Below are 21,220 nucleotides of genomic sequence, written 5' to 3' on the forward strand. Positions count from 1 at the left end.
ACAAGCACGCTGTCTCGGCTTTCTTGTGCTTTTACGCCCCTTTTCGCGCCGGATTGAGACCAGGATAGTTCTCATTCAGATTTATGCGAGGCAACTCCAGACTGTGCCGGTAAATTTACGCCCATCAAGAAAACACGACATCGAATGAAAAAAATTACACTTGCCGCCCTTTCTTTGCTGGCTTTCAGCGCCATCACCCCCGCTCACGCTGCCGATGAAAAGCGTTATATCTCCGATGAGTTATCAACCTGGGTACGCAGCGGTCCGGGCGATCAGTATCGCCTGGTCGGTAAGCTGAACGCCGGGGAAGAAGTTACCGTACTGCAGACCAACAGCGATGCGCAGTATGCGCAAATCCGCGATGCAGAAGGCAAAACCAACTGGATCCCGCTGTCGCAGCTCAGCGCGACCCCGAGTCTGCGCACCCGCGTGCCGCAACTGGAGCAGCAGGTTAAAGATCTGACTGATAAGCTGGCTAATATCGACAACAGCTGGAATCAGCGCACGTCAGAAATGCAGAACAAAGTCGCTAACAGCGACGGCACGATTGATGGTCTGAAACAGGAAAACCAGAAGCTCAAAAATGAGCTGATCGTGGCGCAGAAAAAAGTGAGCGCAGCCAACGTACAGCTGGATGACAAACAGCGCACTATTATCATGCAGTGGTTTATGTACGGGGGCGGCGTGCTGGGCGTTGGCCTGCTGCTGGGGCTGTTGCTGCCACATATGGTGCCGCGCCGTAAAAAGAAAGATCGCTGGATGAATTAATCTGCCGTACGCCAGCCGTTTGTCCGGGGGGATCGCCAGATGCCCCCTTTCGCATGCCCGCTTTTCCGCCAAAGTATGCAACAATTACGAAACAGGCGCCTGACGCGCAGTTATCTGAATACCTCTGGAGTTGTTGAGTGAAAACCTTTCTGGTCGGTGGTGCAGTGCGTGATGCCTTGCTGCAGCTGCCGGTAAAAGATCGTGACTGGGTGGTGGTTGGCGCCACGCCTGATGAGATGCTGGCGCAGAACTATCAGCAGGTAGGCCGCGATTTTCCGGTCTTTTTACATCCGCACAGCCGTGAAGAGTATGCGCTGGCGCGCACCGAGCGCAAACAGGGCAGCGGCTACACCGGCTTTATCACGCACTTTGCGCCTGACGTCACGCTGGAGCAGGATCTGCAGCGGCGCGATCTGACCATTAACGCCATCGCGCAGGCGGAAGATGGCAGCCTGATCGATCCCTGCCACGGCCAGCGCGATCTTGCCAGCCGCACGCTGCGTCACGTTTCGGCAGCGTTCAGTGAAGATCCGCTGCGCGTGCTGCGCGTGGCGCGGTTTGCCGCCCGCTATGCCCACCTTGGCTTTCGCATTGCCGCTGAAACGCAGACGCTGATGGCAGAGATGGCAGCCAGCGGCGAGCTGGCGCATCTGACGGCAGAGCGCGTCTGGAAAGAGACGGAAAACGCGCTGCTGACGCGCAATCCGCAGGTCTATTTTCAGGCACTGCGCGACTGTGGCGCACTGCAGGTGCTCTTTCCGGAGATCGATAATCTGTACGGCATTCCTGCCCCGCCGAAGTGGCACCCTGAGATCGATACCGGTGTGCATACGCTGATGACGCTGACGCTGGCGGCCGCGCTCTCTGATGAGCTCGACGTGCGCTTCGCTACGCTGTTTCACGATGTGGGCAAGGCGCTGACTCCTCCTGAGAAGTGGCCGTCGCATCACGGTCATGGCCCGGCGGGTGTCCCGCTTGTCGCCGCCCTGTGCCAGCGGCTGCGCGTCCCTAATCACGTACGCGATCTGGCGCTGATCGTGACAGAGTTCCATGACATCGTGCACACCATTGAGCGGCAGTCAGCGGCGGCGCTGGTGGCGCTGTTTGATCGCATCGACGCCTGGCGTAAGCCGGAGCGGGTGGAAAAGATGGCGCTGACCAGTGAGGCGGACGCGCGCGGACGCGCTACGCTCGAAAGTATGCCCTATCCGCAGGGTAACTATCTGCGTCAGGCGTTTGCGCTCGCGCAGGCAGTACCGGTGCAGCAGGTGATTGCAGCAGGCTTTAAAGGAGCAGAGGTGCGGGAAGAGCTGGGCAGGCGCCGGATTGCGGCTATTGAAGAGACGCTGATTGGTGCGCGGCCGGCATAACCCGCCGCGCAGCCGCTGTTACATAAACACGGCGTAAACCGCTGCTGCAACAATAAAGCGATAGATGGCGAACGATACAAACGAGATACGCTTGATCAGCTCAAGGAAAACTTTGATGGCCAGCAGCGCCACGATGAACGCGGTAATAAAGCCCACTGCGAACATCGGGAAATCCTGCATCGTCAGGAAGCCCATGCTTTTGTAGAGGTCCAGCACGGTCGCGCCCATCATCATCGGCACGGCGAGAATGAAAGAGAATTCCGACGCTGCGTAGCGGCTGACGCCCATCAGCATACCGCCCGAAATTGTCGCACCCGAGCGGGAAAAGCCCGGCCACAGCGCCAGACACTGGAAGCAGCCAATCATAAACGCCTGACGATAGGTGATGTCATCCACGCCGACCGCTTTTGGCTGTTTTGGCTTCAGGAACTCCGCCGCCAGCAGCAGCACACCGCCCACCACCAGGGCATACATGACGTTGATCGGATTAAACAGCGTTTTAATCTGATCGTGCAGCAGTAAACCGATCACCACCGCCGGGATCATCCCGAGCAGGATGTGGATCAGCGTCAGCTTACCGGTGCCGGTGCCTTCATGACGCTCCTGACCAAAATGGATACCGATAAGGCCAAACAGACGTCGCCAGAACATCACGACCACTGCCAGAATCGATCCGAGCTGAATCACTACTTCAAACGTCTCTGCTTTATCGCCCTCAAATCCCAGCAGGTGCCCGACAATAATCATATGGCCCGTGGATGAGACCGGCAGAAACTCGGTCAGCCCCTCGACAACCCCGAGGATCGCAGCGACCCATAGCTGATGCATATCTGCCATCAAAATTTTCCCCTATCCGTTTTAAACAGTAAAAAGGCGGTCGCAAACTGCTACCGCCTGAAATTATGCCGGCGTCGTTCTGAAGAAAACCTTAGGGTTTTCTGCTACTTCGTTTCGCTTAACGCAACGGCCTCAGCTAAGACACACCATAATTTGATTTGGTTTCATTGTGATGGCAATCACAGGGGGTTTATTTAGGAATTGTCCCGCGCTCAATACGCACGCCAACGCTCGCCGCCTGGGCTACTGCACCCGGCTTACCTACCCGGATACGCACACCGGGCGTTTTGAAACGATTCATCAACAGATCGCAGATTTCCTCCGCAACGCGCTCAACCAAAGCAAACCGGTTTCCCTGCAGATGCGCGAGGATAGCGTCGGTGACATCGGCATAGCTCAGACAGTCGCTGACATCGTCGCTGGCCGCGGCACGCCGGTTGTCCCACGCCATTTCGACATCGAGCACCAGCTTCTGCTGCATCCCCTGTTCCCAGTCATATACGCCAATGGTGGTGAACACGGTGAGTTGTTCTATAAATACGATATCCATGATGTCACTCTCTGTTTTTGGCCAGGCCGGATACCACTTCCGGCGGATTATGCGTATTATCCACGCTTACCGGCAACAAAACGACCCAAAAGGAACGGTACGACGCTATGAGTGCTATCGCGCTTGGTATGATTATTTTCGCGTATCTTTGCGGCTCGATTTCCAGTGCGATTCTGGTCTGTAAACTCGCAGGCTTGCCCGATCCGCGTACCTCAGGCTCCGGTAATCCTGGCGCCACAAATGTCCTGCGCATCGGCGGCAAAGCGTCGGCAGCGGCGGTACTGATATTTGATGTGGCCAAAGGGATGGTTCCGGTCTGGATCGCCTGGATGCTGCACGTAACGCCTATGTATCTTGGCCTGACCGCAATAGCTGCCTGCCTGGGTCATATCTATCCGATCTTTTTCCGCTTTCGCGGTGGCAAAGGGGTGGCGACGGCGTTTGGCGCGATTGCGCCGATTGGCTGGGATCTTACCGGCCTGATGACCGGAACGTGGCTGCTGACCGTGCTGCTGAGCGGCTACTCCTCGCTGGGCGCCATTGTCAGCGCGCTGATCGCACCGTTCTACGTCTGGTGGTTCAAGCCGCAGTTTACGTTTCCGGTTTCCATGCTCTCCTGCCTGATCCTGCTGCGGCATCATGACAATATTCAGCGGCTCTGGCGCGGACAGGAAAATCGCGTCTGGAAACGGAAAAAAAAGAAAGAATAAAAAAAACCGGCTGCGCGCCGGTTTTTTATTTTCAGATAGCGGGCAGTTCCGCCAGCGGCCAGCGCGGACGAACGCTGACGCCGAGTTCACCCCGTGTGCCGCCCTTCAGACGCACCATGCCGGCATAGGCGATCATCGCGCCGTTATCGGTGCAGAATTCAGGCCGGGCATAAAACACCTCGCCGCCGCGTGCACTCATCATCTCTGCCATTCGCGCGCGCAGCGTACGGTTAGCGCTGACGCCACCGGCGATCACCAGCCGCGTAAAGCCGGTTTGCTCCAGCGCACGTTTGCACTTGATCATCAGCGTATCCACCACCGCATCTTCAAATGCGCGGGCGATATCGGCCCGCGCCTGTTCGTCGCCGTCATGCTCGCGAATAGTATTTGCCGCAAAGGTTTTCAGCCCTGAAAAGCTGAAATCGAGGCCCGGGCGATCGGTCATCGGACGCGGGAAGCGGAAGCGGTTCGCAACACCCTGCTGCGCCATGCGCGACAGCATGGGGCCGCCCGGATAGTCCAGACCCAGCAGCTTGGCCGTTTTATCAAACGCCTCACCCGCCGCATCGTCGATTGACTCGCCCAGCAGCGTATACTCGCCGATACCGGTGACGCTGATAAGCTGCGTATGTCCGCCGGAGACCAGCAGCGCGACAAACGGGAACGCCGGCGGATTCTCCTCCAGCATCGGAGCCAGCAGATGGCCTTCCATATGATGTACCGGGACCGCCGGCACATTCCAGGCGAACGCCAGCGCGCGGCCAATCGTGGCGCCGACCAGCAGTGCACCCACCAGACCCGGACCGGCGGTATAGGCGACCGCATCGATATCGCTGGCCTGCAGGCTTGCCTCTTTCAGCGCGGCCTGTATCAGCGGCACCGTTTTACGCACGTGGTCGCGCGATGCCAGTTCCGGCACCACGCCGCCGTAGTCAGCATGCAGCTTCACCTGGCTATACAGCTGATTCGCCAGCAGACCGGACGCATCGTCATAAATCGCGATGCCGGTTTCATCGCAGGACGTTTCAATACCCAGAACTCGCATAGCTTTATTACCCTCTTCTTGCGGCGCGCAGTGTAGCACAGGCAAATCTGCCGCCGGACTACTTTGACGGGAAAAAGTGTTTTTCTGCCGCACAAAGAGTGCGCTATACTCCACGGCCTGAAAAAACCGGCAGCCGCACAGGCAAACGCTCCTGTTGGTTCTAAATTGTCCATGGTGCTTTACAAGCCGGCCCCGGCTGGAGTAAAATGCTGCACCATTTTGAAATGTGCTGACGCCGCAGTCAGCAGCAAAAACCGAATTTTATCGAGGTGAGAGTTACATGCCGGTAATTAAAGTACGTGAAAACGAGCCATTCGACGTAGCACTGCGTCGCTTCAAGCGTTCCTGCGAGAAAGCAGGCGTTCTGGCTGAAGTTCGTCGTCGTGAGTTTTATGAAAAACCAACGACCGAGCGTAAGCGCGCTAAAGCGTCAGCAGTTAAGCGTCACGCCAAGAAACTGGCTCGCGAAAACGCACGCCGCACTCGTCTGTACTAATTTCTTTCGGAAGTTCGCTTCCGCCGCGTGTTAAACGCAGACAGAGTCAAGTAAGAGGCCGTGCTTTCCGAAAGGAAGCGCGGCTTGTTGCCGTTTAAGAGCTGAAAAAATCGGGGCTTATGGCTGGACGAATTCCACGCGTTTTTATCAATGATTTACTTGCCCGCACGGATATCGTGGATCTTATCGATGCCCGCGTTAAGCTGAAAAAGCAGGGTAAGAACTATCACGCGTGCTGTCCATTCCATAACGAAAAAACCCCCTCTTTTACCGTCAGCGGTGAAAAGCAGTTTTACTACTGCTTTGGCTGTGGTGCCAAAGGCAACGCTATCGACTTCCTGATGAATCACGATCGTCTGGAATTTGTGGAAAGCGTTGAGGAACTCGCCACCCAGCACGGCCTTGAAGTGCCGTACGAAACAGGCAGCGGCCCCAGCCCGATTGAGCGTCATCAGCGTCAGAGTCTTTACCAGCTGCTGGAAAAACTGGATGGTTTCTATCAGCAAAGCTTCCGCAGTCCGGGAGCGGAGGCGGCCCAGCGCTATTTAGGCTCGCGCGGGCTCAGCCAGCAGGTGATCGATCACTTTGCGATTGGCTATGCGCCCGCCGGCTGGGATAACGTGCTGAAGCGTTTCGGAGAGCAGCAGGAAGACCGCGAGTCGCTGATGGAAGCGGGCATGCTGGTCACCAACGATAAAGGCCGCAGCTACGATCGCTTCCGCGATCGCGTGATGTTCCCGATCCGCGATAAGCGTGGTCGCGTGATTGGCTTTGGCGGACGCGTGCTGGGTAACGATACGCCTAAGTATCTGAACTCGCCGGAAACACCGATTTTCCATAAAGGCCGCCAGCTCTATGGCCTGTATGAAGCACAAAAAAACCATCCTCAGCCGGCGCGCCTGCTGGTGGTGGAGGGCTATATGGATGTGGTCGCCCTGGCACAGTTCGGCATCGATTATGCCGTGGCGTCGCTGGGGACCTCCACCACAGCTGAACATATTCAGCTGCTGTTCCGCTCGACTGACACGGTGATCTGCTGTTATGACGGCGACCGGGCCGGTCGCGAAGCCGCCTGGCGCGCGCTGGAAACCGCCCTGCCCTACATGAATGACGGGCGTCAGCTACGCTTTATGTTTCTGCCTGATGGCGAAGATCCCGATACGCTGGTGCGTAAAGAGGGAAAAGAAGCGTTTGAAGCACGCATGGAGCAGGCGATGCCGCTCTCGGTGTTTCTGTTTGACAGCCTGATGCCACAGGTGGATTTGAGCACCCGCGATGGTCGTACCAAGCTGGCGACGCTTGCTCTGCCGCTGATTAGTCAGATCCCGGGCGAAACGCTGCGGATCTATATGCGCCAGACGCTGGGTAATAAACTCGGCATTCTGGACGATAACCAGTTAGACAAGCTGATGCCAAAGGCGGCAGAAAACGCGACGCCGCCCGTCGCGCCGCCGCTGAAGCGCACCACAATGCGCGTACTGATTGCGCTGCTGGTGCAGAATCCGCAGTTTGCGACGATTGTGCCCACGCTTGACGGGCTGGCGCAGTCAAAACTTGCCGGCCTGTCGCTGTTTGTTGACCTGGTCAGCCGCTGCACAGAGAATCCTGGCCTGACGACCGGACAGCTACTAGAGTTATATCGCGGGACAAATTTTAGCCAGCCCCTTGAAACACTGGCCACCTGGAACCACATGATAGTGGATGAGGAAGCCGAAGCGGTGTTTCAGGACTCGCTGGCAAGCATATATGATGCTGCGCTGGAGCAGCGCCTGGAAGCGCTGATTGCGCGTGAGCGTACCGAAGGGCTCAGTGCCGCTGAGCGGCGCGAATTCTGGGCATTAAGCCAGGCATTAGCGAAAAAATAAGATTTAGCCAGGCCAGAATGGCGGAGTATTCCCCGTTCTGGCCTGCGGCTTTCGGTTTACACGCCATATAAGCGGAACCGGAGCACAACGATTTCAGACCGAATATCAAGCGGCTTAAGTGCCGAACTAAAAGGGGCTGCAGCCCTGGCCGCGTTGAAGGCAGCGGCAAAAACATAATGCCTTCACTGTTATAGTTGGCTCGCTGCCGACCGACACCAATCTAATTAACAGAAGTGTGGATACCGTCTTATGGAGCAAAACCCGCAGTCACAGCTTAAGCTGCTTGTCACCCGTGGTAAGGAGCAGGGCTATCTGACCTATGCTGAGGTCAATGACCATCTGCCGGAAGATATCGTCGACTCCGATCAGATCGAAGACATCATCCAGATGATCAACGATATGGGTATCCAGGTGGTGGAAGAAGCCCCTGATGCCGATGATCTGATGCTGAATGAGAACAGCTCCGATACAGATGAAGATGCTGCAGAAGCGGCCGCGCAGGTCTTATCCAGCGTTGAATCTGAAATCGGGCGCACAACCGATCCGGTGCGCATGTATATGCGTGAAATGGGTACCGTAGAGCTGCTGACGCGCGAAGGCGAAATCGACATCGCCAAGCGTATCGAAGACGGTATCAACCAGGTGCAGTGCTCTGTTGCCGAATATCCGGAAGCTATCACCTACCTGCTCGATCAGTACGATCGTGTGGAAGCGGGCGAATCGCGCCTGTCCGATCTCATCACCGGCTTTGTCGATCCTAACGCTGAAGAAGATCTCGCCCCCACTGCCACCCACGTTGGTTCTGAGCTGTCTGAAGAAGATCGCAATGACGACGAAGAGGAAGATGAAGAGAGCGACGACGACGACAACAGCGACGACGACAACTCTATCGATCCGGAACTGGCGCGCGAGAAGTTCCTTGAGCTGCGCACCCAGTATGAAGCAGCCCGCACCGTTATTAAGGCGAAAGGCCGCAGCCACGCTGATGCCGTTGCCGAAATCAACAACCTTTCTGAAGTCTTCAAGCAGTTCCGCCTGGTGCCGAAGCAGTTCGACTACCTGGTAAACAACATGCGTGAAATGATGGAGCGCGTGCGTACGCAAGAGCGCCTGATCATGAAGCTGTGTGTTGAACTGTGCAAAATGCCGAAAAAGAACTTTATTACGCTGTTCACCGGTAATGAAACCAGTGAGAGCTGGTTTAAAGCAGCCCTGGCGATGAACAAGCCGTGGTCTGAAAAGCTGAAAGATGTTGAAGAAGATGTCATGCGCTCGCTGCAGAAGCTGCTGCAGATTGAGGAAGAGACCGGCCTGACCATCGAACAGGTTAAAGACATCAATCGTCGCATGTCGATCGGCGAAGCGAAAGCGCGCCGCGCGAAGAAAGAGATGGTTGAAGCTAACCTGCGTCTGGTTATCTCTATCGCGAAAAAATATACCAACCGCGGCCTGCAGTTCCTTGACCTGATTCAGGAAGGCAACATCGGCCTGATGAAAGCGGTTGATAAGTTTGAATATCGCCGTGGCTATAAGTTCTCAACCTACGCCACCTGGTGGATCCGTCAGGCGATCACCCGCTCTATCGCCGATCAGGCGCGTACCATCCGTATTCCGGTGCATATGATTGAGACCATCAACAAGCTCAACCGTATTTCGCGCCAGATGCTGCAGGAGATGGGCCGCGAGCCGACGCCGGAAGAGCTGGCTGAGCGTATGCTGATGCCGGAAGATAAGATCCGCAAGGTGCTGAAGATCGCCAAAGAGCCTATCTCCATGGAGACGCCGATTGGTGATGACGAAGATTCGCATCTGGGCGATTTCATCGAAGATACCACGCTGGAGCTGCCGCTGGACTCTGCTACCTCTGAGAGCCTGCGTTCTGCGACCCACGACGTGCTGGCGGGCCTGACCGCGCGCGAGGCGAAAGTCCTGCGTATGCGTTTTGGTATCGATATGAACACCGACCACACGCTGGAAGAAGTGGGCAAGCAGTTTGACGTCACGCGTGAGCGTATCCGTCAGATTGAAGCCAAAGCGCTGCGTAAACTGCGCCACCCGAGCCGCTCGGAAGTGCTGCGCAGCTTCCTCGACGATTAATCGTCTGCAGGAAAACAAAAACCCCGGCACGCCGGGGTTTTTTATTGCCCGCTCTCCGGCAGACCCAGCGCATCCGCCAGCTGGCGATATGCTGCCACCATCTCCTCCAGCGAAGCGCGGTTGAGGCCACTGGGGTTTGGCAGCACCCAGATGCGCGTCTCCATCAGCGGCTGCGGCTGCTCGCCCCACGCCACTTTACGCTGCCGGAACGCGCGCTGATACGCATCCTTGCCCAGCACCGCCAGCGCCCGCGGCTGATAGCGTAAAATTTTATCCTGCAGCCGCAGCCCGCCGTCGCGCAGCTCATCACCGCTCAGCTCGCTCGCCTGCGTGGTGGGACGTTCAACCAGCGCGGTGATGCCGCAGCCGGTCTCCAGCAGCCGCCGCTCCTGCTCCGGCTTCAGCAGCTCGCGCGTAAAGCCAGCCAGATAGATCACTTTCCAGAAGCGGTTGCCGGGATGCGCAAAATGGTAACCGGTATGCGCAGATGACTTGCCGGGATTAATGCCGCAGAACAGCACCTGCAGATCGTGCGAGAGAATATCGCGAATGTCGTGGTCGGGTTGCATATGCCTCTGAATGCCTGGTAAACGTGCTTAAAGCGTAGAGTATTCAGCGGGATGGGGAAAGCGTGGCGATTGCGATAAGTGAAAACCCAGCGCCCGCCGCCCGACCAGTTAACGATTTCTTTTACCGCCTGTGCAGTAAAAAAACGCTCAAAGTGTTGTGGCAATCACTCCTGTCACAGCAGCAGGCGGATTTTTTCATTAATATCAATCACTCACCATTGTGCTAATTTTCATCAACCGATCGGTGAACGCTGGATCGCCTCTGCCAGATACTTTATAATCCCCGCACTACTGGCCCCTTAGCTCAGTGGTTAGAGCAGGCGACTCATAATCGCTTGGTCGCTGGTTCAAACCCAGCAGGGGCCACCAAATAAAACAAGGAGTTAGATGAGAAATCGTCTGACTCCTTTTTCTTTGGATGCGATTCAGGTGATGTAGTGGGTGACGTAAGTGAATGGCTGGGTGACGCAAGCAGCTTGGGTTTAAATGTCTGTCTGGATGTTTGCCAGAATCCTGATTTCCTGTTTTCGAAAAGCCTTACAGCCGTTCGATTCAATCATCAACACAGCCTTATCTGAACCATCCCAGGATTACAGGTCAAAAACAAGTTATGAGTTTCGACGATTCCATTCAGCAACTGCGCAAAGAACAGCTCGCGCACCAGTCAGATGCAGAACTCTTTATCAGTGTTAAGTCTCTTTTTGAACAGCTTAAACAACTTTACGCAGATCAAAGTTACAATGCCTTGTGTCTTCTGGCATTGAAAAAGTATCGAAGTGCAAAAGTGCAGCCATCACTTCACTGGTTTAGTGATGGACGTTGGAGCGACATTCCGCCAGTTGCCTTTTTTCAGCTTTTAGATAAACACGGCGCACCAAACATAGGTGCCCCTGATTACTATCCGAATGCTGAGGCAGCACTGCGAGCAGTGAGAGATGATGTCATGAATACTAATAAGCTGGCTGATTGTGGTTTTCTTCGTACAGAAATTACTGCTGCGCTTGGGATTACACTTGATACGGCAAGACCAGAAGAGCTGGCAAGTGAACAAGATAGCTCGGACATAAAAGCCGAAAACCTGGTACTTAAAGAAAAAATTGAGGCGCTGGAAAAACGTCTGGCTGCTCCTATAGAGAAAGCCGAAACTTATGCAGCTAAACGGGAAGAGTTTCTCATTGCTGTCATAGCCAGTTTGTACGATAAAAACAGGCTCACCTCTTCAAAAGATCTACTGCCAAAAGCGCCAGAGCTTTTGAGGTTGGTCGAAAGTAAGATCCCGCTATTCTGGCCAGCGGAAGGGTGTTTTCCAATGAGTGAAGAGCAATGCCTGAAAAATCTTCGGGAAGCGATTAGCCTGCTTGAACGCGACGTGACTGATCTTCATCAGTTGCGGATTGAAAAGAGACAGATGCAAAAAACAAGAAAAATTAAGTCATCTTAATCAGCAGGATAACAAAGGTCACCAAGGTATCTTTCTAAGGTATCCACGACATAAACTCTCTCGGTTTTTAAGATACGTTTCATCTTAATTCTTTACCGAGAGACCTAACATGAAACACATCAACTCTTTATCTACAACTGTCAGCCATCTTCCCGGGCCCCAACGCCTGATCCGCATTCATGAAATGATGGCTCTTTTGAATTGCAGTCGTACTACTCTTTACCGCTGGGCAAACAGTGGTGAATTCCCTGCGCCAAAAAAACGTGCAGGCAGAACTATGGGCTGGACAGTCACACAGTATCAACAGTGGCTCGATAATTGCTGCTAAACCTCTAAGCAAGGCTGGAATTTCCAGCCTTTCTTTTTATCTGCTGATGCAACCATTTGAAACAACAAGCGCATCAAATCGTTATCAATCCGTGATTCTGATACATCCGTAACCCTATGATAAACAGTAAAATTGGCAGTCTGGATTCAGCCCATCAGGAGCCGGTAATTAATAATATTACGCGCAGAACGGTTTATCCGGATATCCGGGCTAAAGGCGAGTTTCTGTATGACGATGTTCTCTGGCCAGTCATGCCTGAAGAGAGTCAGCAGGATGTGAAGATCATGAATTCTCTGTTCAAGGCAGTTGATAGAACTTATGCCAGTTGCTCTCGCTTTCTGGCAATCCGTTATGATTTTCATCTGCCTCAATACACGGCTGACAACCGCGTTATTACCCGCTTTCATCAGCTATTGATTCCTGCTTTAAGGAAGGAGTATCCCAAAAGCTTTGCTCGGGTATTTTGGGTAAGAGAACAGAATCAGGCACCAGCACAGCATTATCATTACCTGTTGATGGTTGATAGCAACTACGTGCGTCATCCTCTTAAAATTAACAAGCTGGTGGAGAGCCGCTGGAAAATAGCAACGGGCGGAACGGTCTGGTTTCCAAAGCATGGTTACTACTTAATTCGAAAGAACAATGCTGAGGCTATGACCGCATTGTTACTGCGGGTGAGTTACTTTGCTAAGCGGCACTCTAAGGAAGGAATTGCTAAAGACATCGCGCGTTCCGGAACCCGGCATTACCCGTATTTGAAAAAAGAAAAACATACTAAAACTGCACGATTACGTACTCAGATTGCCCATTTTGATCGGGCACAAGCGCATTGCCCTCTTCCCGGAAAGCTGGATTCGCTTTTCACTCCCGCAGAGCACTCTGCTGGTAAGCCTACGGCACTAACTTTGTCAGATAGCCAACAATTGGATAAGGCTGCCTCACTGCCAATGAAGGCGCTCAGACGAGCGCTGCAGCGTTTTAGTACACTCAGGGGCCGCCTGCCTGACGGTAATAGCGTCGTGGCTGGTACTAAACTGAGCCCTCACTGGCACCGTCATTTTGAGCGTTATTACCGCTATTACTGGCCATGCAATATCAGCGTTTCACAGTATTGCCGCTGGTATTACCTAAATACGTCCACCGCAAGCCGCTATTTGTGTAACTACCCGGCTAATCTGGTTAATCCATGGTTGTTAGCGTGCTGGCTGTAAATATTTTGAAAGTTGATAAAGATGGAAAACAAAACAAGCAGAAACGCTAGAATTTCGCTGCCTCACTCACTTAATCGTAAGATGAAGACTTATGTAGGCGGCATTGATTGGCTAACCGGTTATGAAATTGTGCCGCTGACTGATGAACAGCGTATGCAAAGAAAGCAGCACCTGCATGCTCTGCCTGCAACGCTGGATGAGTTGTTTGAGCGTTTCCTGCTGCCTGCCATAGAGTGCGACGTGCATTACAAGGATTACAACTTCTGGAGCGAGACATGGCGTACCCAGTGGGCATATCACAAACAAAATTATCGTCGTGAAGCGATTTTGAATGGCGTAACGCAGCAACAATATGCACAAGCGCATAAGCTTCCTAAACGCTTGATGTACAACAATCTGCATAAATGTGGAGGTGCAGCAATCCGTGTGCTGTTTTGGGTTTATCATCGTCGGCAGTTCCACCAGCAGCAGCGGCTTACGGTTCAGGAATACATTTCTGAGCATCAGCTTCCTCAACGCACAGCGTATCGCCAGTTGTCGCGACAGCCAATGAGTAATATCTGGGCTCAGCATTTTGATAACTACTACGGTGATGCATGGTTGAGGCATTGTAACGTCAGAGAGTATGCGGATTTTTACGGTTTGAACGTCACCACTGCCCGCCAGTATCTTTTTAACTTTCCCATTGGGCTTTTTGACCCAATGTTAATTAAGCCTTGGATATGATTTTTCAACACATCGCTGAAGAATATGATCATGAATTCTGATCACTGGATAATGATCAAAACCGTCAAACGGTAAACAACGCAATGATCAGAATTTGAAAACCTACAATCAGTTTTTGTATATAAAACAAGCATATCTTGACTGAAGTGAGAAAGAGACACACCTTGTGTTTTAACTTAGTGAACCGCTCTGGAAATCAGCGGCAGTTAGCACTATAGGCGCTTGATGATGAAATGCCCGGCTTTGCATGCGACTGTGCGTCTGCATAAGGCAGTAAGCTGCTGGTAGTGGAAAACTCTGAGGCGAAGCTCACAGACCTACTGCCCGTTGATTAAAACTTTATGATGTCAGTGATTCCTTGCAAATTTCCACTATGCGCTCTCAGAAGGTGTACCCTGTTGCAAGTCCGCTTTGTGCCAAAGTCGGACGTTCGGCTTATTGTTTTTAAGATTTTCTCAGTGTGACTTAATTTATGTTTTCTGAATCGCCACGAGTAATCCAGACGACTGCCGAGTCGTAGCGCAGGTTATCGCCAACTCTACGGCTGGCTTATGGGCGCTTTTTATGCCTAATCGGCTAAAGTCGAGGGCAAGAAGCGTGCACTGCTATCGGCTTAGCACGTTAGTTTTGAAAGCAGGACATGCACACCTCAACCAGCAAGACGGTTAAAAAAGCTGGTATTTCTGATACAAGATCTTGCTCTTTGCCCTCATTAGCCTCATTCAGGACGTTGTCCGGTTATTTTATAACCAAGATTTTCAAACGTTGTAATCAGCCGCTGAATAGAGCCGATACTCCATTGGTTGGTAATCAGCACCGTCTCACCAGAGATGAGCTCAATGGGCGCCTCATGAAAACGCTTTCGTCGTGACAGAGTGACGTCTGATTCCAACTTTATAAGACTGCGATGAACATCCTTTCCAAAGATCGATATAACAGAGTTTATATTCTCCGGTTCATTCTCCGCTATCCAGTCGCTTATAAGCTCAAAAGCCAAGTTACGCTTGTTATATGTCGCGCCTCTAAAAACAAATTTAGAATAATCTTTCTCAGATTTTTCATTTGCCTTCATGGCTTCTATTTCTTTGCGCTTTTGTCGGACAAGAAAATCTTTTGCCTCTGGCAACGGGATTATTTGTTCGAAATTCACCAGCAGTTTGTCGAGATGAAGATATGGACTTAGCCTGAAACAGCTGATATTAAGACCATTATTGTTAAGCCACAGGACTGTGTTTGTGACCTCTTTAGAGAAATCAGCTGATATTAAAACAATCCGCACCTGCGTATTAAAATCAGCAATTTCGCTTTCTTCTCTCTCACAGAAATTGAGGATTTCATTCTCTGCATTTTTTTCGACACCTTCTTTATCGAGATATTTTTGATAGCACTCAGCAGCTTCATGAAACGTCATTTGCGAAACCATAGCAGCATACCTTACTGCCTGAAGCTCCATATGGGCGCCCTGCTCATCACGTTTGAGCTCAATGACGACCAGATTGAAATTTTTATCGATGCAGAGCAAATCGATCCTGCGCTGACTGTCCTCCCAGTTATTAAACTCTTCCTGAATGACCATGCAGTCAGGAACGAAATGGCTTATCTTTCTGGCTAAGGCCGACTGGATATCTCTGCGTTCAAGAATGGATTCGCGCGCAAACGTCGTTTTCGACACTGCCCGAAACTCCTGCTCTTCTAAAGTGAACAACCCCATACATTCTCCATATAAGACATTTAAAAATTAATGTAATAAGCTCTTTGCCATCTTCAAGGCATCATTTGAAAACGTATCCGGGCAAGGCACGTCACAATCGCTCGTGCCCAATTCAGTTTTGCAACGTCAGTAACATCGCAAAGCAACGTAATCCACGCTGAGCCGGTGCCGCGCTGTTATTCATGCGCCGCCTCTTAAACCCAGCGTAAAATGGGCCGGGTTGCCGTCCCACAGAGCTCAGCGGAGCTCACGCTCAAAGTTATCCAGTAACGTCATCCGCTTTGCCAGATCCGAAAGCAATTCAGATTTAGGGGTTTCCTGCGGGACATGGCAGGAAAAGAAACCCAAAATTCTTCCGTTGGCTTCTTCCTCATACTCTTCCTCACTTCCCTCGATGTTGAGCATCGCGATCGCTCTTTCACGCATCTGCTCATTTTCAAGATCGCAGGCGTAAGTGATCACTTCAAACCACTCATCCACCGTTCCGTTCAGATACAGAACCACATCTGAAGGTGAGAACCAGTGGGAACATTTAAAGCGCAGTACCGGAAAGCCAGACCAGTTAGTCAGACGGGCTTTGATCTCATAGCCATTGTCGCTGAAATGTTCAGTAAGGTAACGCTGGCATTCTCCGGACAACGTTTTAATGACGGTTTTCTTGAGCTCTTCTATTTCTGCAATGCGATGGAGATTAGTCAGAACAAACGCTTCGGTTTCAGTTGTAACAGCAGGGTGGCTCACAAGTAACTCCAGATGCAGGACATACTCACGCAGTATGACCAGCCATTTGTTTAATGATGAAGCCATATAGTCTTCCCCGATCCGCGAAGACAATGCACCGGTAAGCTGCCGGTAACTGACCCCAACCCAGCCCTCAGGCGCACAACCGTTGGGTGATAACACCACGCAAAGGGGCGTTTTGCCTTGATACGCTTCCTGTTGAAGGCACGTGAGGTAATCATCAAAGGGATTATTCTGCAGATGCCAGACCTTGTTCTCGATGATCATTACCCAGTCTTCACCCTCAAGCAGGATGTCGATCCGGTTCCCTCTTCCAGTGCTGACTTCACGCTGAGGCGGTGCGGACAGTTGGGCGTTGAACGTGTTTGCCAGCCCCATGCAGCTGAACAGCGCCTCTGCCGCCAGTGGCCCCAGCCCGTGACCACCGTCAGGATCGAGAAAGAAGGCCAGCACATCGCTGACAGGATTTTCATAGTGCCCGCGGGCACCTGAGGAAAAAATATTCGCTTCCGTTTTACGTGGCTGGGGAAGGCTTTTCATCTGATTCAGCAACGCTTCCAGCGCTAAAATGTCCATTTTTTCTCCCGAAGCTTAGTCGTTCACGCGCGTGTATTCCGCATCAATCGCTTCCGCATCCGCACGCCAGCGGGCAAAGAGTGACTGTTGCTCCTGAATCGCCTGCATTGCGCGTTCAAGGCTCGCCATTTCATCCTGCATCAGTGCGAAACCGGTAAAATAATCGCGTGCGAATTCACTTCCTCCCAGCACACTGATTAATCCATCGCGTTGCTGGTTAAAGTTCGAAATCATGGAGTCGATCATTTTTTTGAACTCCGCCTCACGCTTTGCCTGGCTGTAGGTATCCCACAATTCCAGCGCCACGCCGGCGAACACCAGCGCCCCGTTCAGGCCTTTAGCAAATTTAATGGCTCCCCAAGGTTTAAACTTCAGCAATTTTCCCAGCTCTAACCCGGCCATTTTACCAACGGACACCACCCCATCACGAGCGGCAATCACGGTTGCACTGTTAATTAAGTTGCTCTTAACGACATAATTCAGACCCTGCTTGCCCATCGCCGCCATATTGCCGTTGTAGTGATTGATTTCAGCGCTGTAGCCCAGATGCATCTTCTGGATGGCATTGTTTACGGACTGCACGCGGCGGGCGAACTCGTTGTCCAGGCGGGTATCAATGATGATGCCTTGCTCACCGATTTCGCTCTCGAAAAACTCCATATAGGTTTCGAGACTTAGGCCCCGGGCGCGAAGTATCAAATCTTTAAAGTAGTCGAGTACAAAGTTATTGAGACTGATGCGCGCTTCCGCGATATCGCGCTGCATGGTCAGCAGCTCTTTGCTGAGCCGGACATGAATGGATGAGAGATCTTCTATTTCCTGTCGGATACGCACATCATTCGCGATGGCTTCTGGCAGCTTCCGGGTCAGGATATCCCTGATAACACTCTTTTTCGTTTCTTCACTCAGCGCCAGTGCTCCCCCGCTTTTTTCTATCTTGTCGCTCGTCGCGTCCTGCAGTTCACTGATATGAGACAGCGCACGGAATTTTTCCGGGTTATCCAGCCAGTATTCGGTCCCCATATCAAAAGGGTTAGCCGCGACGGCGACAATATTTAGCGCATCATGTTCCAGGGAAGTGAGCGCGATCAGGTCGTCCAAACGCGCACGCACGTTCTGGCGCTTCACCTCTACGTTGGCGGCGTAATCGTCCTCATCCTCCACGTCCGCTACTTCATCGAAGCGGCTGAGAACGAACACCGTACGTTCAAGCAGGTTCAGGGTACGGAAGAGCCATTCAAGGTCGGCCTTATGGCTCTCTTTTATCGGATTGGTGGAGTTCATGACATAGAGGATCAAATGCGCCTCACTGATGTACTTTTTGGTCATGTCCTTGTATTTTTCGACAGCCCGGGTGTCTTCGTTGAACTGTTCTTTGAAGCCAAACAACCCGGGCGTGTCAATCAGGACAAAGTCCGATCCCACGTCGTACACTTTGACTTCGTTGGAAGATTCCTGATGGCTGATATTCATGCTCGCTTTATCGAGACGCCCCATCCAGGCGGCAGCTATTGAGGTTTTCCCTTCGGAGAACCCTCCAATCAGCGCGATTTTTAATTTCCCGTTCGCGGCATTCTCTTTGGCCGCTTCAATTTTATTGATGAGCTGCACATCGACCGGGACGCCGACCTTCTCACCCTGCTCAAGAAAGGCGGTGAGTTCATCCAGAATGTGAACATTGCGGGACTGCTGCGCTTTAAAAACATCCAGCGTTTTTTCCATTACTTCGCTCCAGAAAAATCAATTCCAGTGGATAAAAGGCGTAATCCGGCCGCGGCCTGGATCAGGATTTCATTGATGCCCGAAACCTGTTTCACAGGCTCCTCCAGCATGTCTTTAATCTCAGCGATTTTCTCTTGCAGCTCCGGGAAGGCTTTTTGAATGCCGTCGACAATGGCGTCGTTCATGTGGGCAGCCACATTGCTGAGATTTTTGTCAGCGGACTGCTTCTGCTGAGACATTTTGTAACTGGAGCTGATCATGCTGCGCAGGGCTTTGTAGGCCGCAAATGCCAGATTCGCCAGCGCCGGGCCGAGGACAAGCCACCCGGCGGGGTTCCAGAAAAGTAGCGCGCCGCCCGCGAGTGTCGCCAGAAGTCCCGTGACGTTGATGCCGTTATCGATATCAATCGTGAGGGGAATATTACTGCTGAATCTGTGCGTCTGGAGGCGTGAAAAGGTATTGAGGATCCCGCGAGCGTGCTGCTGAAACTGCGCAACAATGTCACTGATCTCTGACTGAAAGCGCTCAAGTTCGGCTTTAAGTATCCCTGGAAGAGACTTTTCAAGCGAAGCGTGCTCTAGGCTAATCATGGCCTCCAGCTCACTTTTAAAGCGATCGTTACTGATATCACCGTCAATCACTTTATAGATACGCTCGCGCGCATGATTGCGGAAACGACTAACGCTCTCCTCCGCGCGGTCAATCAGACGCTGGCGCAGTGATTTCAGTGCGTGATCAAGCTGCTTGTGTGCGCTGTTTTTGTCCTCATTAAGCTGCCAGACAAGTTTTGCGTAGGTGTCTGACTGCAGCACGCTCACCTGTGCGGCAATGTCATCCAGCACAACGCGGGTTTTCTGTATGTTCGATCGGGCAATTTTTGACTTGCTGTCGGCGACAAGCTGTTGTGTCAGTACGCGCGCAAGCGCTGAAACGCCCGTTTTTTCGAGCAATTCTTCCGGGGTAAAGGCTTTCAGGAACTTATCGCGACTCTTCGCGTTGGGCCCACCGGGGACCAGGTGTTCGGCCAGACTGAGAAAAGCAGGCATGGCGCTGACAACCAGCGTTTGACGATAGTTTTTACCCAACTGCTCGCGCATTTTGTCGTCCAGATCCTGAATACTGTGCGCTTCATCCTCATTAACGAGGGGTCTTCCAAGCGCCATAGCATTCGTTACACGCTTATTGAACAACGTCCAGACTTCAGTCTGCGCATTGAGATGTGACCTGATTTTCTCCAGTGTGCCGGGATTATCCTCATCACCTTTCTGCGGCGCCGTGGCTTTACTGGTGACATAAAAAACGGCGTGCGCTTTCTCGACCGCGCGCTGTATCTGCTCGCGCACCTTGCTCTCCTTACCTTCAATACCGGGTACGTCCAGCAGGGCAAAGCGCTGACCGCACGACTCAAAAGGATAGAGAGTGGCGTCCAAGGTGAAATCGGACATACCCGTGCCGATGATTTCACCGTCCGCCAGTGCGTTCAGTTCGGCAAACTTTTCATCCATCCGCGCGCGCTGCTTCAGCATCGTCTGCCGTTGTGCATCACAGTCCGCTTTCTGCACGGCAAACGATTGTGTTTCCTGATGAATTTCTGCCTCTAATGCCTGCTGCTTCTGTTTCGCCTGACGCCACTGCTTTTGCTCTTGAGATAAGATCCAAAGAGCCAGTAGCCGACGTATTGCTGACCAGCGCGTCTTCTGATCCTCAATCAACGTACTCAGCCGCGACAATTCTTTATCGAGTTCAGCTTCGCGATCTGAGTAGCGGCCTCGCACCTCCGCCAGGGCCTGACTTAGAGAGGCTGCTAATGCTTCGTTTTCTTTTAAAGCCCGATCAGCGTTTTCAAGCGCCTCTGGTGAGAGATCGTGTTGCTGCTGAAACTGGCGAAACGCTGCCTGCCGGGTGAGCTTTGTATTCTCTTGGAGCAGGATGCGCAGTGCCTCAATGACCGTTGATTTTCCCGCATTCGTCTCCCCGTAAAAGGCGATGGTAAACGTCTCCCATTCAGCATTAGAACGCAGGCTGTCAATTGCCTCGTTCAGGCGCGTCTGGAAACTCTCAAGTTGAAGGCGGGCATTGCTGTTGGCTTTCTGTAAGGCAGGGTCGTTTACAGGCAGGGTCAGGTTGTCGAGAATTCGTTCTACTTCCTGCGAGATTTTTTTATAGACCTGCGTAGAGGTCTCACTGGCAACAGACATGCAGCATCCTTTTGAATTGATCCATTTGGCGCGGCTGTAATACGCAGCGTGGGCAGTAACCGCTCAGGTAAAACTTCTGACCGCAGCCCTCCGCGTCACCCAGAGCCTAAAGTTGTTGACTGGTTCAGGCGCGCCGATCATATACACAGCACTCATCGTTGAATCGGCAGAATGAGAAATTCCTTTAATGGAAANAGGCAAAAAAGTCATTTAATCGGGCAAGAGAAATGATCCAATGCGCCCATAAACGTCACGACGG

General features: G+C 52.4%; 18 protein-coding genes and 1 tRNA gene. 11 read left to right on the forward strand and 8 right to left on the reverse strand.

What is annotated here, in order from left to right; translation table 11 throughout:
• Positions 1-144 precede the first annotated feature (144 nt).
• Both F3I15_RS11735 and F3I15_RS11740 read left to right on the forward strand, forming a co-directional pair.
• Positions 145-768 (forward strand): TIGR04211 family SH3 domain-containing protein, encoded by a 624-nt coding sequence (locus F3I15_RS11735; protein WP_094110976.1) that lies wholly within the window; start codon positions 145-147, stop codon positions 766-768.
• 137 nt (positions 769-905) lie between these two features.
• A complete protein-coding gene (locus F3I15_RS11740) occupies positions 906-2,138 on the forward strand; it encodes a multifunctional CCA addition/repair protein (RefSeq protein ID WP_150018033.1) in 1,233 nt (410 codons plus the stop codon).
• Between the two features lie 18 nt (positions 2,139-2,156).
• Here F3I15_RS11740 and bacA read toward each other — a convergent pair whose 3' ends face one another.
• Both bacA and folB read right to left on the reverse strand, forming a co-directional pair.
• Entirely contained in the window at positions 2,157-2,975 is an 819-nt protein-coding gene (gene bacA, locus F3I15_RS11745) for an undecaprenyl-diphosphate phosphatase (RefSeq protein WP_039380233.1), read from the reverse strand.
• Positions 2,976-3,165: 190 nt separating this feature from the next.
• The gene (folB, locus tag F3I15_RS11750) at positions 3,166-3,525 is read right to left on the reverse strand and encodes a bifunctional dihydroneopterin aldolase/7,8-dihydroneopterin epimerase (protein ID WP_150018034.1); all 360 of its coding nucleotides are present in this window, start codon (positions 3,523-3,525) and stop codon (positions 3,166-3,168) included.
• A gap of 107 nt (positions 3,526-3,632) precedes the next feature.
• Between folB and plsY the strand changes: the two genes are divergently transcribed.
• Positions 3,633-4,235 (forward strand): glycerol-3-phosphate 1-O-acyltransferase PlsY, encoded by a 603-nt coding sequence (gene plsY / locus F3I15_RS11755; protein WP_150018035.1) that lies wholly within the window; start codon positions 3,633-3,635, stop codon positions 4,233-4,235.
• A gap of 31 nt (positions 4,236-4,266) precedes the next feature.
• Here the strand turns inward: plsY and tsaD are convergent, their stop codons facing one another.
• Positions 4,267-5,280 (reverse strand): tRNA (adenosine(37)-N6)-threonylcarbamoyltransferase complex transferase subunit TsaD, encoded by a 1,014-nt coding sequence (tsaD, locus tag F3I15_RS11760; RefSeq protein ID WP_150018036.1) that lies wholly within the window; start codon positions 5,278-5,280, stop codon positions 4,267-4,269.
• A gap of 280 nt (positions 5,281-5,560) precedes the next feature.
• Here tsaD and rpsU point away from each other — a divergent pair, with 280 nt between their 5' ends.
• The 3 genes from rpsU (at position 5,561) to rpoD (ending at position 9,738) form a co-directional block, all read left to right on the forward strand.
• Positions 5,561-5,776, forward strand: coding sequence for a 30S ribosomal protein S21 (gene rpsU / locus F3I15_RS11765; protein WP_001144069.1), 216 nt, complete (start codon positions 5,561-5,563; stop codon positions 5,774-5,776).
• Positions 5,777-5,895: 119 nt separating this feature from the next.
• A complete protein-coding gene (gene dnaG / locus F3I15_RS11770; protein ID WP_039380239.1) occupies positions 5,896-7,641 on the forward strand; it encodes a DNA primase in 1,746 nt (581 codons plus the stop codon).
• A gap of 249 nt (positions 7,642-7,890) precedes the next feature.
• Positions 7,891-9,738 (forward strand): RNA polymerase sigma factor RpoD, encoded by a 1,848-nt coding sequence (gene rpoD / locus F3I15_RS11775; protein ID WP_150018037.1) that lies wholly within the window; start codon positions 7,891-7,893, stop codon positions 9,736-9,738.
• A gap of 41 nt (positions 9,739-9,779) precedes the next feature.
• On the opposite strand, the gene mug is transcribed toward rpoD, so the two are convergent.
• On the reverse strand, positions 9,780-10,307 hold the full coding sequence (gene mug, locus F3I15_RS11780; RefSeq protein ID WP_150018038.1) for a G/U mismatch-specific DNA glycosylase: 528 nt from the start codon (positions 10,305-10,307) through the stop codon (positions 9,780-9,782).
• A 293-nt stretch (positions 10,308-10,600) separates the two neighbouring features.
• Between mug and F3I15_RS11785 the strand changes: the two genes are divergently transcribed.
• The 5 genes from F3I15_RS11785 to F3I15_RS11805 all read left to right on the forward strand — a co-directional run bounded on the left by F3I15_RS11785 (position 10,601) and on the right by F3I15_RS11805 (position 14,013).
• Positions 10,601-10,676 (forward strand) — tRNA-Ile (locus F3I15_RS11785).
• Positions 10,677-10,917: 241 nt separating this feature from the next.
• Positions 10,918-11,748, forward strand: a complete 831-nt coding sequence (locus tag F3I15_RS11790) for a hypothetical protein (protein WP_150018039.1) — start codon at positions 10,918-10,920, stop codon at positions 11,746-11,748.
• Between the two features lie 109 nt (positions 11,749-11,857).
• On the forward strand, positions 11,858-12,076 hold the full coding sequence (locus tag F3I15_RS11795; protein WP_150018040.1) for an AlpA family transcriptional regulator: 219 nt from the start codon (positions 11,858-11,860) through the stop codon (positions 12,074-12,076).
• A 116-nt stretch (positions 12,077-12,192) separates the two neighbouring features.
• Positions 12,193-13,287, forward strand: coding sequence for an inovirus-type Gp2 protein (locus tag F3I15_RS11800; RefSeq protein ID WP_150018041.1), 1,095 nt, complete (start codon positions 12,193-12,195; stop codon positions 13,285-13,287).
• Positions 13,288-13,308: 21 nt separating this feature from the next.
• Complete coding sequence (locus F3I15_RS11805) at positions 13,309-14,013, forward strand: hypothetical protein (protein WP_150018042.1); 705 nt, start codon at positions 13,309-13,311, stop codon at positions 14,011-14,013.
• 718 nt (positions 14,014-14,731) lie between these two features.
• Here the strand turns inward: F3I15_RS11805 and F3I15_RS11810 are convergent.
• The 4 genes from F3I15_RS11810 to F3I15_RS11825 form a co-directional block, all read right to left on the reverse strand.
• Positions 14,732-15,724, reverse strand: a complete 993-nt coding sequence (locus F3I15_RS11810; RefSeq protein ID WP_150018043.1) for a hypothetical protein — start codon at positions 15,722-15,724, stop codon at positions 14,732-14,734.
• A 237-nt stretch (positions 15,725-15,961) separates the two neighbouring features.
• A complete protein-coding gene (locus tag F3I15_RS11815) occupies positions 15,962-17,041 on the reverse strand; it encodes a PD-(D/E)XK nuclease family protein (protein WP_150018044.1) in 1,080 nt (359 codons plus the stop codon).
• 15 nt (positions 17,042-17,056) lie between these two features.
• A complete protein-coding gene (locus tag F3I15_RS11820) occupies positions 17,057-18,763 on the reverse strand; it encodes a LeoA/HP0731 family dynamin-like GTPase (RefSeq protein WP_150018045.1) in 1,707 nt (568 codons plus the stop codon).
• Entirely contained in the window at positions 18,763-20,961 is a 2,199-nt protein-coding gene (locus tag F3I15_RS11825) for a dynamin family protein (RefSeq protein WP_150018046.1), read from the reverse strand. The genes F3I15_RS11820 and F3I15_RS11825 overlap by 1 nt, the downstream gene beginning before the upstream one ends.
• Between the last annotated feature and the right edge of the window lie 259 nt (positions 20,962-21,220).

It is taken from the genome of Pantoea sp. M_9 (genome assembly GCF_008631385.1).
GTDB lineage: Bacteria > Pseudomonadota > Gammaproteobacteria > Enterobacterales > Enterobacteriaceae > Pantoea > Pantoea eucrina.

What these genes read in the sequence shown, in the direction of transcription:
- F3I15_RS11735 (WP_094110976.1), top strand. Translation starts at nt 145, where the DNA reads ATGAAAAAAATTACACTTGCCGCCCTTTCTTTGCTGGCTTTCAGCGCC.
- bacA (WP_039380233.1), bottom strand. Translation starts at nt 2,975, where the DNA reads ATGGCAGATATGCATCAGCTATGGGTCGCTGCGATCCTCGGGGTTGTC.
- folB (WP_150018034.1), bottom strand. Translation starts at nt 3,525, where the DNA reads ATGGATATCGTATTTATAGAACAACTCACCGTGTTCACCACCATTGGC.
- plsY (WP_150018035.1), top strand. Translation starts at nt 3,633, where the DNA reads ATGAGTGCTATCGCGCTTGGTATGATTATTTTCGCGTATCTTTGCGGC.
- tsaD (WP_150018036.1), bottom strand. Translation starts at nt 5,280, where the DNA reads ATGCGAGTTCTGGGTATTGAAACGTCCTGCGATGAAACCGGCATCGCG.
- rpsU (WP_001144069.1), top strand. Translation starts at nt 5,561, where the DNA reads ATGCCGGTAATTAAAGTACGTGAAAACGAGCCATTCGACGTAGCACTG.
- dnaG (WP_039380239.1), top strand. Translation starts at nt 5,896, where the DNA reads ATGGCTGGACGAATTCCACGCGTTTTTATCAATGATTTACTTGCCCGC.
- rpoD (WP_150018037.1), top strand. Translation starts at nt 7,891, where the DNA reads ATGGAGCAAAACCCGCAGTCACAGCTTAAGCTGCTTGTCACCCGTGGT.
- mug (WP_150018038.1), bottom strand. Translation starts at nt 10,307, where the DNA reads ATGCAACCCGACCACGACATTCGCGATATTCTCTCGCACGATCTGCAG.
- F3I15_RS11790 (WP_150018039.1), top strand. Translation starts at nt 10,918, where the DNA reads ATGAGTTTCGACGATTCCATTCAGCAACTGCGCAAAGAACAGCTCGCG.
- F3I15_RS11795 (WP_150018040.1), top strand. Translation starts at nt 11,858, where the DNA reads ATGAAACACATCAACTCTTTATCTACAACTGTCAGCCATCTTCCCGGG.
- F3I15_RS11800 (WP_150018041.1), top strand. Translation starts at nt 12,193, where the DNA reads ATGATAAACAGTAAAATTGGCAGTCTGGATTCAGCCCATCAGGAGCCG.
- F3I15_RS11805 (WP_150018042.1), top strand. Translation starts at nt 13,309, where the DNA reads ATGGAAAACAAAACAAGCAGAAACGCTAGAATTTCGCTGCCTCACTCA.
- F3I15_RS11810 (WP_150018043.1), bottom strand. Translation starts at nt 15,724, where the DNA reads ATGGGGTTGTTCACTTTAGAAGAGCAGGAGTTTCGGGCAGTGTCGAAA.
- F3I15_RS11815 (WP_150018044.1), bottom strand. Translation starts at nt 17,041, where the DNA reads ATGGACATTTTAGCGCTGGAAGCGTTGCTGAATCAGATGAAAAGCCTT.
- F3I15_RS11820 (WP_150018045.1), bottom strand. Translation starts at nt 18,763, where the DNA reads ATGGAAAAAACGCTGGATGTTTTTAAAGCGCAGCAGTCCCGCAATGTT.
- F3I15_RS11825 (WP_150018046.1), bottom strand. Translation starts at nt 20,961, where the DNA reads ATGTCTGTTGCCAGTGAGACCTCTACGCAGGTCTATAAAAAAATCTCG.